General features: G+C 44.9%; 11 protein-coding genes. All 11 read left to right on the top strand.

Annotated features, from left to right (window positions below; genetic code table 11):
* Positions 1–352: 352 nt before the first annotated feature.
* The 11 genes from J2Z69_RS13745 to J2Z69_RS13695 all read left to right on the top strand — a co-directional run bounded on the left by J2Z69_RS13745 (position 353) and on the right by J2Z69_RS13695 (position 13,479).
* Positions 353–1,414: a hypothetical protein gene (locus J2Z69_RS13745; protein WP_209863697.1), complete on the top strand. Its 1,062-nt coding sequence runs from the start codon at positions 353–355 to the stop codon at positions 1,412–1,414.
* A gap of 382 nt (positions 1,415–1,796) precedes the next feature.
* Positions 1,797–2,849, top strand: a complete 1,053-nt coding sequence (argC, locus tag J2Z69_RS13740; protein ID WP_209863695.1) for an N-acetyl-gamma-glutamyl-phosphate reductase — start codon at positions 1,797–1,799, stop codon at positions 2,847–2,849.
* A 19-nt stretch (positions 2,850–2,868) separates the two neighbouring features.
* Positions 2,869–4,101, top strand: a complete 1,233-nt coding sequence (gene argJ, locus J2Z69_RS13735; RefSeq protein WP_209864340.1) for a bifunctional glutamate N-acetyltransferase/amino-acid acetyltransferase ArgJ — start codon at positions 2,869–2,871, stop codon at positions 4,099–4,101.
* Between the two features lie 88 nt (positions 4,102–4,189).
* Positions 4,190–5,035, top strand: coding sequence for an acetylglutamate kinase (gene argB, locus J2Z69_RS13730; RefSeq protein WP_209864338.1), 846 nt, complete (start codon positions 4,190–4,192; stop codon positions 5,033–5,035).
* 85 nt (positions 5,036–5,120) lie between these two features.
* Positions 5,121–6,356 (top strand): aspartate aminotransferase family protein, encoded by a 1,236-nt coding sequence (locus J2Z69_RS13725; RefSeq protein WP_245339304.1) that lies wholly within the window; start codon positions 5,121–5,123, stop codon positions 6,354–6,356.
* Complete coding sequence (gene argF, locus J2Z69_RS13720) at positions 6,353–7,309, top strand: ornithine carbamoyltransferase (protein WP_209863693.1); 957 nt, start codon at positions 6,353–6,355, stop codon at positions 7,307–7,309. The genes J2Z69_RS13725 and argF overlap by 4 nt, the downstream gene beginning before the upstream one ends.
* A gap of 114 nt (positions 7,310–7,423) precedes the next feature.
* Positions 7,424–8,659, top strand: coding sequence for an argininosuccinate synthase (locus tag J2Z69_RS13715; RefSeq protein WP_209863691.1), 1,236 nt, complete (start codon positions 7,424–7,426; stop codon positions 8,657–8,659).
* A gap of 152 nt (positions 8,660–8,811) precedes the next feature.
* On the top strand, positions 8,812–10,230 hold the full coding sequence (gene argH, locus J2Z69_RS13710; protein WP_209863689.1) for an argininosuccinate lyase: 1,419 nt from the start codon (positions 8,812–8,814) through the stop codon (positions 10,228–10,230).
* A gap of 181 nt (positions 10,231–10,411) precedes the next feature.
* Entirely contained in the window at positions 10,412–11,053 is a 642-nt protein-coding gene (locus J2Z69_RS13705) for a YhbD family protein (protein ID WP_209863686.1), read from the top strand.
* Entirely contained in the window at positions 11,050–11,772 is a 723-nt protein-coding gene (locus tag J2Z69_RS13700) for a polymer-forming cytoskeletal protein (RefSeq protein WP_209863683.1), read from the top strand. The genes J2Z69_RS13705 and J2Z69_RS13700 overlap by 4 nt, the downstream gene beginning before the upstream one ends.
* A gap of 147 nt (positions 11,773–11,919) precedes the next feature.
* A complete protein-coding gene (locus J2Z69_RS13695) occupies positions 11,920–13,479 on the top strand; it encodes an MDR family MFS transporter (protein WP_209863680.1) in 1,560 nt (519 codons plus the stop codon).
* Positions 13,480–13,633 lie beyond the last annotated feature (154 nt).

The following is a 13,633-nucleotide window of genomic DNA, read 5'->3' as shown; positions in this document are numbered from 1 at the left end:
ATATAGGTGTAAAGTTTTTTTGAAACCATACTCTTACATACCACCTATAACTCCGTTTTCACATCTAGTAAAAATAAGGAAACTCTCTTACAATAAGTTCATAAGGATAGGGGGGATCATCGTGGCTTTAGTGTATGGATGTATTATTATCGTGGCTATAGGAATCATGGGCGCCACGTTCTGGGTAACCAAATATGCGTATTCAAAAAAATGGGACAATCCAGAAGATTGATTCCTTTTTTTATGGAAATTTAATCTTTTTTTCATTATGAACTCAGGTTGTCTGGGTAAGCTGATAGAGGTAAAGGTAATAACCTATTTCACATGCTAATGGAGGAAAGGTGGGCTTCAAATGATAAAGAAAAGATCAACGAAAGCTTTGGCAATGGGCGTACTTGCATTAGCGATAACTGCGAGTGCGGGTGGTGTCAGATTAGGAAGTGTACATGCCGCATCTTCTAACACGCAAATTACAAATTCAACAACGGATAATTCACATGGAAAAGGAAGCAAGCTTAGACATCTGGATTCGCTGCAAAATAAGCTGATTACTTTTTTGAAAATGGACAAAACGACGTTTGAAGAGAAACACAAGACGGAATCTCTCAAAGAAATTGCTTCGGCTCAAGGCATTACGACTGCATCATTAAAAGCGGAGGTCGTATCTCTTCTAAAAGACAGCCGAGAACTAAAAGATAGCCGAGAAGATGAGCATTCTAGTGAGGCGAAAAGTGAGGCGGAGCTATCCGCTCTAGCAGATCAGGTAATCGATGCAAAAGGTTCAGAGCTCTTTGCCGTATTCAAGCATAAAGAGGGCGGACATGTTGAGCGTACTCAAAACTCCAAGGAACTTGCAGTATTATTCGGTATTACAACTGAAGAATTGAAAAAAGAGATCGCAGCAGGGAAGACTCTAGCTCAACTTGCAACCGATCATCATGTAGATTCGCAAAAGGTCATAGACCTTGAAGTCGCCCGGCTTAACAAACATCTAGAGGATCGACTGGATGCAGGTGAAATTACGGTAGAAGAATACAATAGTCATAAGGCCAAGCAGGCAACGCTAGCCGCTCAGCTTTTGAATGAGCCGCTCAATCAGGAACACCATGGTAAGGGACACCGGAAAGAGGGGAGATTCTTTTCCTCAGAAGCTGTGGCCAAACTACTAGGTCTAACGCAAGAACAGCTTCGTACAGAACTCAATGCAGGCAAAAGCCTTGCCACGGTTGCTACTGAGCATAAAGTAGATGTACAAAGCGTCATAGATCTCATTGTAAAAGAACGTACTGCCAAACTTGAACAAGAACGGCAGGATGGCAGATGGACAGATGCACAGTACAAAGAACGAGTCGCTGCTCTTCCAGAACAAGTGAACCGATGGGTTCATCGGCAAAAGAACATAGATAAGCATTAAACAAAGGGTAGCGTATATTGCAAAACTAAGTGCCAGCTTTTTTCCCCACACTTCCTCTAATGGAACGCGAAGGATAGGCACCTAAATTAGGCACTACACATAATATAGAAAGGCCGGTCAGGAAATTGCCTGCATCGGCCTTTTTTATTTGTATATGTTGAGGGCTAAGTATGTTTTATAGATAGTTGAGAATGTATACGGACTATAAATTTTGTAGCGGTTACGCAGAAGGGATTCCTTAAACAGAAACACTTTCTCAGAAACAGCCATGGTGAAATAAGCACAAATAATCGTTGTATTTATATTAGCATAATCGTATAATAATACATATTTCACATCGGCTGGCATAATCTTATTCTGAAGAAAGAAAGTAGGGAGACATTTGAGCGGACATCAGGTTAAGGTAGCGATTGTGGGTTCGACCGGGTATGGAGGGGTTGAACTCATTCGATTTTTGTTGGAGCATCCTCAGGTGGAGATTGTATCTGTAATTTCCTCGGCAAGCGCTGGTGCACCGATCACAGACGGATTTCCTCATTTAACGAATATTGTAGTTCAGAACTTAGACGGAGTAGATATTCAAGAGATTGCTAAAAAGGCAGACCTTGTATTTACAGCAACTCCATCGGGTGTGAGCAGCAAGCTGGTTCCTCAGCTAGTTGAGGCAGGACTCAAAGTTATTGATCTATCGGGTGACTTTAGATTGAAGGATGGAGCAACTTACGAAGAGTGGTATAAGCATACGGCTCCGGAAGCGGATCTATTGGAGAAAGCGGTCTATGGATTAAGCGAAATCTATGGGCATGAAGTAGTCGGTCAGTCATTGATTTCGAACCCAGGGTGTTATTCTACAGCTTCCTTGTTAGGGTTAATTCCAGCCTTATCGGCGGGTTGGATCGATCCCTCAACCATCATCATTGATGCAAAATCAGGGGTATCCGGTGCAGGAAGAGGCACGAGTCTAACGGTACATTATGCGGAAATAAATGAGAACTTTAAAGCGTACAAAATCAATAAGCATCAGCATATTCCTGAAATAGAGCAGACGCTCGCGGGCATCGCAAAGCAACCTGTAACGGTTACTTTTACAACTCATTTGGTTCCGATGACTCGGGGCATTATGAGCACGATGTATGCAACGTTAACAGGTTTCCACACAGAAAAGGAACTTGTAGAGTTATACACACAATATTATGAGGGACGCCGCTTTGTACGTATTCGCCCAGAAGGGCAATGGCCGGCGACGAAGGAAGTTCTAGGTTCGAACTATTGTGATATTGGCTTCTCGGTAGATTCCCGTACTGGGCGGGTGACGATTGTATCAGTTATTGATAACGTGGTGAAGGGTGCTGCTGGGCAGGCCATTCAGAATATGAATTTAATGATGGGTTGGGATGAGACATTGGGGCTGCGTAATGCTCCGGTATATCCATAATACGGAGGCGGAAGAGAACATGGGAGTGGCGAGTTTATTTCGGGTCATCGAGGGTGCATCCGTGACAGCCCCTAAAGGATTTCGTGCAGGAGGACTGCACTGCGGTCTAAAAAAAACATCTAGAAATGACTTAGGAGCAATTGTATGTGAAGTACCTGCTGTAGCAGCGGCTGTATATACAACCAATGTTTTTCAAGCAGCACCTCTTAAAGTGACTAGAGAAAGTCTTGCGAAGGGGAATACCCTTCGTGCTGTAATCGTGAACAGTGGCAACGCTAATGCTTGCACAGGTAAGCAAGGGGAAGAAGATGCCTATACAATGCGTGCAGAAGCAGCTCATGTTCTGGGCGTGCAAGTGGACGAAGTAGCTGTTGCCTCCACGGGTGTGATTGGTGAATTGTTGAAAATGGATAAGGTGACAGCAGGAATTGCGGCGTTGCCTGCGAGTCTAGCTGCGGGGGGATCAGGATCAGAGCAGTTCTCCCAAGCTATTCTCACCACAGATCTGGTAAAAAAGGAAGTCTGCGTATCCCTCATGATTGATGATCAGGAAGTGAAAATTGCGGGTTCAGCCAAGGGCTCAGGCATGATTCATCCGAATATGGCTACCATGCTAGGCTTTGTAACGACGGATGCGAAAATTCATCCTGATGCGCTCCAATCGCTACTTCGGGAGACGACTGATGTGACTTTTAATATGATCACTGTGGATGGGGACACCAGTACGAACGATATGCTTCTCGTGATGGCTAGTGGTCTCGCTGAGAATCGGGAACTTGGGCCACAGCATCCAGATTGGGAGAGCTTTGCGGCAGCACTTCGTCATGTCTGCGAGATTCTTGCTCAGGCCATTGCAAGGGATGGAGAGGGAGCGACCAGACTTGTGGAAGTTGAAGTCACAGGTGCCATCAGTGATCTATCTGCTAGAACGATTGCCAAGACCATAGTAGGATCCAGTCTTGTAAAGTCGGCTGTTTTTGGTGCAGATGCGAACTGGGGACGAATTATTGCCGCGGTGGGGCGTGCAGGAGAACCTGTCAATCCAGAGACGGTTGATATAAAGCTGGGAACTATACCTGTACTTATGGGTTCAAGACCCATCGCTTTTGACGAAGAGGAAGCACTCGCCTATCTTAAAGGGGATACGGTTGTTATTAGCGTAGATCTTCAGAATGGTAAGGGGTCAGCTACCGCTTGGGGCTGTGATCTTACTTATGATTACGTCAGAATTAATGCAGCTTACAGGACATAAATTGCGGCTTTCATATAAAGAGGTTGAGTACTTGAGTATTGAACCCAAGTCTCAACCTTCCAGAAAGGAAGAAACCATTTTGATTAATATGTCATTGCAAGGGGACCCGGCTGAGCTTAAGTCAGGATTCGCTAGCCGAACGTTTGTTATGAAATGCGGAGGTAGCACACTGAATGAGTTGCCTGATTCGTTTTTTGAAGATTTGATTGGCTTACAAAAGCGCGGGATTCAGCCCGTCATTGTTCATGGCGGGGGACCAGCCATTTCAGAAAACTTAGGACGGCTGGGTATCGAGACCCAATTCGTGAATGGCCTACGCTATACCTCAGAAGAAGTATTAGATGTGGTGGAAATGGTGCTATCTGGAACTATTAATAAGCAGATTGTTCGGCGTATTCAGAAGTTAGGCGGTCAGGCACTGGGGCTCTCCGGTGTAGATGGATTTTTGATTCAGGCACGCCCTGTTGCAAATAGCGTGGAAGTAGGGCTCGTAGGAGAGGTGACCGACGTCAAATCTTCGATTATTCAAGGCGTGGTAGAATTAGGGTATATGCCTATTATTGCTCCAGTTGGTGTAGATGCAGCGGGACAACGATATAACATTAATGCAGATACGGCGGCAGGGGCGGTGGCTTCTAAGCTTGGGGTACAGCAAATGGTCGTGGTCACGGATGTTCCTGGCATTATGACTACTATCGGGGGCACCAAAAAAGTGTTGTCTACCGTTACGGTTCAACAGATTGAGGACATGATTCATACGGGTGAAATATATGGCGGGATGATCCCTAAGGTAAGAGCGGCGATCGCTTGTATCCATGGAAAAGTAAATGAAGTGATTATCGTCAATGGAAGTGAACCGAATGTGCTCAGCCGAGTGATGGATGGCGAAGCGATCGGAACCCGAATCGTCCGTATGAACTCGAGTAGGAAGTAAGAAGCAGCTACCTTTAGCCATTTAATATGATTAACATTTTATACTATATAATAAGACGATAAATAGACGAGGAGTGAACCCAACGATGGTACAGTCCAATATAGATATGGCAAATCCACAAACCACAACGGAAGAGAAAAGTGCACTATTTCCTACCTATGCTAGATTTCCAATTTCTTTAGTCAAAGGTAAGGGTAGCTGGGTCTGGGATGATCAGGGGACAAAATATTTGGACTTTTTTAGTGGCCTTGCAGTTACTAGCCTTGGGCATGCACCGGACAAAGTGAAGAATAAGCTGAAGGATCAACTCGATGAACTTTGGCATGTATCGAACCTTTTCCAGATTCCTCAGCAGGAACAAGCAGCTAAGATGCTAGCTAATCTTGGATGTGGAGATGCCGTATTCTTTTGTAATAGTGGCGCTGAAGCGAATGAAGCAGCTATCAAGCTTGCGCGTCGGTACCATCAGAAGGTAAAGGGACAAGATCGCTATGAGATTATTACGTTTGAACAGTCCTTCCATGGTCGCACATTGGCCACATTGACCGCTACAGGCCAAGCTAAAGTGAAGGATGGCTTCTTGCCTCTTCCTGAGGGATTCAAGACGGTCCCTTTGCATGATGTGAACGCCCTCAAAGCTGCAATTGGGCCACACACGGCAGCGATTATGATGGAAATGGTGCTAGCGGAAGGTGGCATTCATCTCGTTGAACCCGCGTTTCTTCAAGAGGTACAGCAGTTATGTGAGCAAGAAGGAATCCTGCTGATTGTGGATGAAGTGCAGACCGGAATGGGACGTACCGGCAAATGGTTCGCTCATCAACATTATGGCATTGAACCGGACATCTTTACTTTAGCTAAAGGAATTGCCAGTGGATTCCCAGCAGGAGCAATGCTTGCCAAGGAGTATTTGCGGGAAGCCTTCTCACCAGGGTCTCACGCGACTACTTTCGGAGGAACCCCACTAGCCTCATCGACAATCATAGCTACAATTGAGACGATGCAAGAGGATAACTTACCTCAGCGTGTACAAGAAGCAGGAGAATATCTGATGGCACAACTGACCGAGAAACTTGCGAGTGAGCCTTGGGTGAAGGATATTCGAGGTAGAGGTCTGATTGTCGGTATCGAATGTGATGGTCCTGTAGGTGAGCTTGTGTTGCAAGGGCAAAAGAAGAATTTGTTATTCGTTACGGCGGGGCCGAATGTAATTCGCTTTTTACCGAACTTTTATGTTACCCATGAGGAAATAGATCAAGCTGTAGCCATTGTGGTCCAGCTCATCCAAGAGCATTCAATAAAGGAGGCATCACAGTCATGAGCATAACAGAACTAGGTACACAATTTAATTTAAAAGGGCGGGACTGTGTTGAACTTACCGATTTCAGCTCGGAAGAAATACAATACCTGCTTGATTTTGCGATAGAAATTAAGCGTAAGCATAAGAATGGAGAAGAGTATCAACCGTTAAAAGGCAAGACAGTCGGACTCATATTTGAAAAATCCTCGACGCGTACTCGGGTTTCTTTTGAAGTTGGAACTTACCAATTAGGGGGGCATGCCCTGTTCCTAAGCAAAAATGATATTCAAATGGGACGCGGCGAGACCATTAGTGATACTGCTCAAGTCATGTCTCGGTATCTCGACGGCATTATGATTCGTACGTTCGGTCACGAGAATGTAGTCGAACTGGCTAAGCATGCTACGGTTCCTGTCATTAATGGCTTGAGTGATCTTGCACACCCCTGCCAAGTATTGGCGGACTTCCAAACTGTGCTTGAACATAAAGGCACACTTAAGGGCTTGAAGCTAGCATTCGTAGGAGACGGCAACAATATGGCGAACTCTCTACTAATAGGCGGTGCGAAGCTTGGTGTAGATGTGTGGATCGCTAGCCCAGAGGGGTATGAAGCGGATGCTGCTGTAGTAGCTGAGAGTCGCACTATTGCCAAAGAGACGGGTGCACGCATTGAGCTCGTTCGTAGTGCAGCAGAAGCTGTGCAGGATGCCGATATTATTTATACGGATGTATGGGCGAGTATGGGATTTGAAGAAGAGCAGAAGATCCGTGAAGCTGCGTTCAAAGACTATCAAGTCAATGAAGCATTGGCCTCTCTGGCTAAGCCAGACTACTTGTTCCTTCACTGTCTACCTGCTCATCGTGGCGAAGAGGTAAGTGAAGGCGTAATTGATGGCCGCAACTCTTTGATCTTCGATCAAGCCGAGAATCGCCTGCATGCTCAGAAGGCATTAATGGCCGCGTTGATTGGCTAGTAGAGGATTGATGAACATATATAGGTAGGTATACGAGCATATGTGGCAGTCCTACCTTGCTCAGCAGAATGATGACCCTAAAAAGGAACAGTAATAAGGAGGACTTGAACAATCATGGCTAAAGAAAAAATTGTATTGGCCTATTCAGGTGGCCTAGATACATCTATTATACTAAAATGGCTCAAAGAAACTTACGATGCAGAGATTATCGCGTTTACAGCAGATATCGGACAAAAGGATGAGTTGGATGGTCTTGAAGCCAAGGCTCTCGCAACCGGAGCTTCCAAAGTCTATATTGATGACCTGCGTGATGAATTTGCAAAAGATTTCATTTATCCTATGTTCCAAGCAGGAGCGCAATATGAAGGACAATATCTTCTGGGGACAAGCATTGCTCGTCCACTGATTGCTAAGCGTATGGTAGAGATTGCACGTGCTGAAGGCGCGACAGCCATTGCTCATGGTGCTACAGGTAAAGGGAATGACCAGGTTCGATTTGAGTTAGCTGCGGCTGCTCTCGCACCCGAAATTGCCGTGATTGCCCCTTGGCGCCTGCCTGAGTTCCGCGAGGAATTCCCAGGCCGCGCAGAGATGATTGCTTTTGCGGAGAAGCATGGAATTCCTGTTACTGCTTCGGCAGCTAAGCCGTATTCAACCGATCGCAACTTGCTTCATATTAGTTATGAGAGTGGTGTACTGGAAGATCCTTGGTTCGATGCAAGTGATGCAGAGAGCAAAGGGATGTACTTATTATCTGTAGATCCAGAAGATGCACCAGATCAAGCGGAGATGATTGAGCTTGAATTTGCACAAGGCGATGTGGTTGCTATAAATGGCAAGGAACTGAGTCCCCTTGAAGTGATGGAACAGTTGAATGAACTGGGCGGTAAGCATGGAATTGGACGTGTCGATATGGTAGAGAACCGTTTCGTCGGCATGAAGAGCCGCGGCGTCTATGAGACACCGGGAGGCGCAATCCTTTTTGCAGCTCATCGTAAAATGGAATCCTTAACGCTAGATCGTGAAGTTATGAATCTACGTGACAGCTTAATTACGCGTTACAGTACACTTGTATATAATGGCTTCTGGTTCGCTCCTGAGCGTCTTGCCTTGCAAGCTCTGGTTACCGAAAGTCAGCGTAATGTGTCCGGTACGGTACGTCTGAAATTATATAAAGGCAATGTCATCGCTGCTGGGGTGAAGAGCCCTGTGAGCTTGTACAATCCCGAGATTGCTACGATGGAAGCCGATCCGACGCAAGCTTATGACCAAGGAGATGCAACGGGCTTCATTCGCTTGAATGCGCTACGTTTGAAAGTGAACTCCGGGGTAGAGCAGAACCAGAAGTAATCTGCGTATAGTTGTAAGAACCAGAACTAACACAATTAAACCTTTAATAACTAATAAAAAGTCATCCATCTATAGTCATGATCTGCGGCCGTTCCTTCTGAATCTATAAGGGCGGCCTGCAGTCTGATATCAGAACTTAGGGAGTGAATTCGGTGAGCAAGCTTTGGGGTGGACGTTTCACGAAGCAGACTAACAAGCTGGTAGAGGAGTATACAGCCTCTATCCATTTCGATAAAGCGCTAGCAGAAGAGGATATTCAGGGCAGTCTAGCCCATGTTTCCATGCTTGGAAAATGCGGAATTGTTCCAGTAGAAGATGTGGATCGTATAAAAGAAGGATTGCTTCAAGTATTGGATAAGATCCGCAGTGGAGAATTGGAATATTCCGTATCGGATGAAGATATCCATATGAATATTGAGAAGAATCTAATTGAAGCCATCGGTCCTGTGGGCGGAAAGCTTCATACGGGTCGCAGTCGGAACGACCAAGTAGCGACCGATATGCATTTGTACTTACGTAAGCGGGTTGTTGAATTTGTAGAGCTACTCAAACGGGTTCAAGAAGCTTTGATTACGCAAGCGCAGGCGCATACAGCTACGATTGTACCGGGTTATACCCATTTACAGCGGGCTCAGCCGATTCTTTTTGCTCATCACTTGATGGCGTATGTCTCTATGTTCGGACGGGATATTGAGCGTTTGCAGGACAGTTACAAGCGGATTAATGTGCTCCCCTTGGGTGCGGGTGCGCTGGCCGGGACGACATTCCCGATTGACCGCCATTATGTGGCGGAGCAATTGCATTTTGATGCGGTCTATGAAAATAGTCTGGATGCTGTAAGCGATCGAGATTTCATCTTGGAATTTTTATCGAATGGCTCGGCGATTATGATGCATCTATCTCGTCTAAGTGAAGAGCTCGTCCTTTGGAGCAGCACAGAATTCCGTTTTGTGGAACTTGATGATGCGTTCTGTACAGGTAGCAGTATTATGCCGCAGAAGAAAAATCCAGATGTTGCCGAACTGGTAAGAGGCAAAACGGGCCGTGTATATGGTAACTTATTTGGACTATTAACTGTGTTGAAGTCTCTTCCTTTGGCGTATAACAAAGATATGCAGGAAGATAAGGAAGGCATGTTCGACACGGTGGCTACGTTGCAAGGAGCTTTGCAATTATTTGCTCCTATGATTGCTACCATGAAGGTCAACACAGGCCGGATGCGTGAAGCGGTCAATCAGGATTTTTCCAATGCGACCGATATCGCCGACTTCTTAGTGGGCAAAGGTTTACCTTTCCGTCAAGCACATGAGGTCATCGGAAAGACTGTGCTCTATTGCATTCAGAATCAAAAGTATCTGTTAGATTTAACTTTGGAAGAATTCCAGCAGTTCTCTACCCTGTTCGACGATAGCATCTATCAAGTTCTTCAACCTGAGACCGTTGTGGATGCACGTAATGTGTATGGGGGTACGGCAACTCCTCAAGTGAAGGCAGCGATTGCCCGCGCTGAAGCGAAGCTCGCAGAGACGAGTGAGTGGTTGGCGAAGATGGAATCCATTGGCTTAGAGTAGGCCGGAAAAGAAGCGCTAGTTGTTAATGAAGCATGCATGGAACAACGAAAGTTGTGACCGTGTGTGCTTTTTTATTTTTATTTTGAAATCAAAGTGTGAATACATGCTAAAAAAGAATATATTTTATTTACAACGTAACAATGTTATGTTACATTATATTTATAATCAAGGAGGTTGTAAAATGACAGAACCACTGATATCCAAAAAGGAATTGCTTGATCTTACAGGAATTTCTTATGGACAGCTATATAGGTGGAAGCGAAAAAATCTAATCCCAGAGGAATGGTTCATCCGTAAGTCATCCTTTACAGGTCAAGAGACATTCTTCCCCAAAGCTTCGATTCTATCTCGTATAGATAAAATTTTGAACATGAAAGATGAATTATCCCTAGATGCACTGGCCGATGTCTTCTCCCCTCAGCTTACTGAAATCTCCTTAAGTGCAGGAGCAATAATAGAACGTAACATTGTTGCGAGTTCTACGTTAGAATTATATCTGACCATCGTTTCGCACGAAGGGAATTTTCCTTTTGACCAGATGTTGAGGATATTTATTCTGCATAAGTTATTGCACAGTGGCATGATCTCCTTGCAAGAGGGGACGATGATCATAGAGACCTTAGAATCACATTTTTTTACCTGCTCTGAAGGGAAATATGAACTTGTCCTTACTAGAAAAATGGGTGTCTCTATGTGTCTACTGGTTCCTCAGAATCAAGAGATATATTTCGATAACTTAATCAAAGAAGTGGTACGGATACCCTTTGCCGAAGCAACGGAAGAACTTAAATTACTATTAAATGAAGGAGGAAGAGAAGAATGAGAGAACAAGCGTTAGGCGATCTGCGAATTAGTGGGGTAGGAACATATCCTGGTGGGAATTATGCTCTTATTAGTATCGATGGGGTGGGCCGAGTGAACGGGAACCTCATCTGTGAAGAGATAGAGTGCAATGGTACCGTGAAGCTCAGGAATGTACAGGTGAAGAATCAAATGAGTGTGAATGGATCAGGAAACGTAGATGGGTGCTTAGAAGGAGGTTCTCTTCGTGTAGATGGAATGCTGAAGGTTCGCGATGAGATACGTATAGATCATCTTGATATTAATGGGATGCTGACTGGACTGCGGGGAGCAAACGGTGAGAAAGCAGAGGTTAATGGCTCCCTCAAAGTCCAAGGGGATATGCAGTATGAAGTCATTGAGGTACACGGTAGTCTCAAAGTAAGCGGATTACTAAATGCAGGGACGATCCATATGGAACTCAATGGGGGATGTAGTGCTAGAGAAATTGGTGTAGAGCAAATTACAGTGCGTAAACGGGGTTCCTTATATGGCATTCTAGGTAAAATTACAGGGAAATTCTCCTATTTAGAGACAGATATCATTGAGGGAGATGACATTGATGTAGAGTTCACGAAAGCACGAGTGATTCGGGGGAATCGAATACGAATTGGAGCGGGATGCGAGGTCGATTTGGTGGAGTATAAGGAAAGTTATGAGGCTGATCCTAAGTCGGATGTGTCGCGTGCAGTTCGCGTGTAACGTTAGATATATCCGCCCCAAGGCGGATGGTAGAAATACTATGCGCCGCTATAATAGATGATGCAACAGGGACAAAATGAACGGTAGAGTATGTTTTTGGAATTAGGGGAGACACACAAAAAATGGAGAGAAGGGATAACTTAATTTATGGATCACGCACAAAAGAAAACTAAAAATATGGGCCTTGTCTTGGCTGGACTGCTGCTAGGCATACTGATGGCCTCCATGGACAATACAATCGTTGCCACAGCAATGGGGGATATTGTTGGTAAGTTAGGAGGACTGGATAAATTTGTATGGGTAACTTCGGCCTACATGGTTGCAGAAATGGCCGGTATGCCGATCTTTGGGAAATTGTCAGATATGTACGGGCGCAAAAAGTTTTTTGTGTTCGGAATTATTGTATTTATGATTGGTTCCGCTCTTTGTGGTACGGCAACTTCCATTGTCCAGCTAAGTATGTACCGGGCCATTCAAGGGATTGGCGGAGGGGCATTGGTGCCAATTGCCTTTACGATTATGTTCGATGCTGTTCCTGCGGAAATGCGTGGAAAGTTAGGTGGCTTGTTCGGAGCAGTTTTTGGCCTCTCTAGTATATTCGGACCTTTACTTGGAGCGTATTTGACAGAATATGCACAGTGGGAATGGATCTTTTATATTAACTTGCCACTCGGTCTGCTTGCCTTTGTGTTCATTGCGTTCTTCTATAGAGAATCTCATGAGCATTCGAAACAGCAGATTGACTGGACTGGCGCTGTTACACTGGTAGGCGCAGTAATTAGCTTGATGTTTGCTTTGGAACTTGGTGGAAAAAAGTTCGCGTGGGATTCATGGCAAATTCTTAGTCTCTTTGGTCTATTCGCTGTCTTAGCCATCATATTTGTGTTGGTAGAACGCTTAGTCAAGGAGCCTATTATATCGTTCGGCATGTTCAAAAAACAGGTGTACTGGTCAAGTAACCTGATTGGGATCTTTAGTGGTGCGGCGTTCATTACGGCTTCGGTCTACATTCCGATCTTTATACAAGGTGTACTTGGAGGCAAGCCAACCAACTCGGGTCTAGTCCTACTTCCTATGATGTTGGGTTCTGTAGTAACGGCTACCATGGGTGGATTTTTGATGAACAAAGTGCGATATCGGACGATTATGATCCCTACGCTTGCCCTATTGCTAATTGGCCTCTACTTGTTAACTACGCTAGATAGCAATACATCTCTTTGGACCGTTCGTTTTTATATGATCTTAATAGGTTCAGGCATTGGAGCTTCCTTCTCGGTTCTTAGTAATGCGGCAATGAACTCGGTATCTCCAAGAGAGCGTGGTGCAGCAAGTTCAACGATGAATTTCTTAAGATCCCTTGGAATGACACTTGGCATTACGGTGTTCGGTATTGTGCAAAGTCATCTGTTTACTAGAAAATTAACCGATAGTTTTGCGGGGGCGGAAGAAGGTGGGAGTTCAATCGCTTTACCTCCGGGGCTTGATCTTAAAGATCCACATGCTCTTTTATCTCCTGAAGCAAGGAAATTGATTCCGCCTCAAATTCTCGATAAAATTACGGCTTCGATGTCTACCTCCATTGTAGATACCTTCGTCTGGGCTGTCATTCCAGCAGGGTTAGCACTACTAGCAGCCTTCTTCATGGGTCGTGATAAAATGGAGCCTGAGAGTGTGCAGAGTTCCTCTGAGTATACAGCTACTCATTAAGGAGTGAAGCTGAGCTACTTCTGCAATCCAGTATCACTATCCAATATCAGCTTAAAACATAACAAGAACTAACAAACACCCTGCTTCCATTTAGGAAACAGGGTGTTTGTAGTCAACTTATATTCTTATATTCAAAATTAGGGACAATACCGTT

It is taken from the genome of Paenibacillus shirakamiensis (genome assembly GCF_017874255.1).
Taxonomy (GTDB): domain Bacteria; phylum Bacillota; class Bacilli; order Paenibacillales; family Paenibacillaceae; genus Fontibacillus; species Fontibacillus shirakamiensis.
The sequence above is the reverse complement of the archived record's forward strand: the minus strand, read 5'-3'. Positions and strand labels throughout refer to the sequence as shown.

What these genes read in the sequence shown, in the direction of transcription:
- J2Z69_RS13715 (WP_209863691.1), top strand. Translation starts at nt 7,424, where the DNA reads ATGGCTAAAGAAAAAATTGTATTGGCCTATTCAGGTGGCCTAGATACA.
- J2Z69_RS13700 (WP_209863683.1), top strand. Translation starts at nt 11,050, where the DNA reads ATGAGAGAACAAGCGTTAGGCGATCTGCGAATTAGTGGGGTAGGAACA.
- J2Z69_RS13745 (WP_209863697.1), top strand. Translation starts at nt 353, where the DNA reads ATGATAAAGAAAAGATCAACGAAAGCTTTGGCAATGGGCGTACTTGCA.
- argJ (WP_209864340.1), top strand. Translation starts at nt 2,869, where the DNA reads ATGGGAGTGGCGAGTTTATTTCGGGTCATCGAGGGTGCATCCGTGACA.
- J2Z69_RS13705 (WP_209863686.1), top strand. Translation starts at nt 10,412, where the DNA reads ATGACAGAACCACTGATATCCAAAAAGGAATTGCTTGATCTTACAGGA.
- J2Z69_RS13725 (WP_245339304.1), top strand. Translation starts at nt 5,121, where the DNA reads ATGGTACAGTCCAATATAGATATGGCAAATCCACAAACCACAACGGAA.
- argB (WP_209864338.1), top strand. Translation starts at nt 4,190, where the DNA reads ATGTCATTGCAAGGGGACCCGGCTGAGCTTAAGTCAGGATTCGCTAGC.
- J2Z69_RS13695 (WP_209863680.1), top strand. Translation starts at nt 11,920, where the DNA reads ATGGATCACGCACAAAAGAAAACTAAAAATATGGGCCTTGTCTTGGCT.
- argF (WP_209863693.1), top strand. Translation starts at nt 6,353, where the DNA reads ATGAGCATAACAGAACTAGGTACACAATTTAATTTAAAAGGGCGGGAC.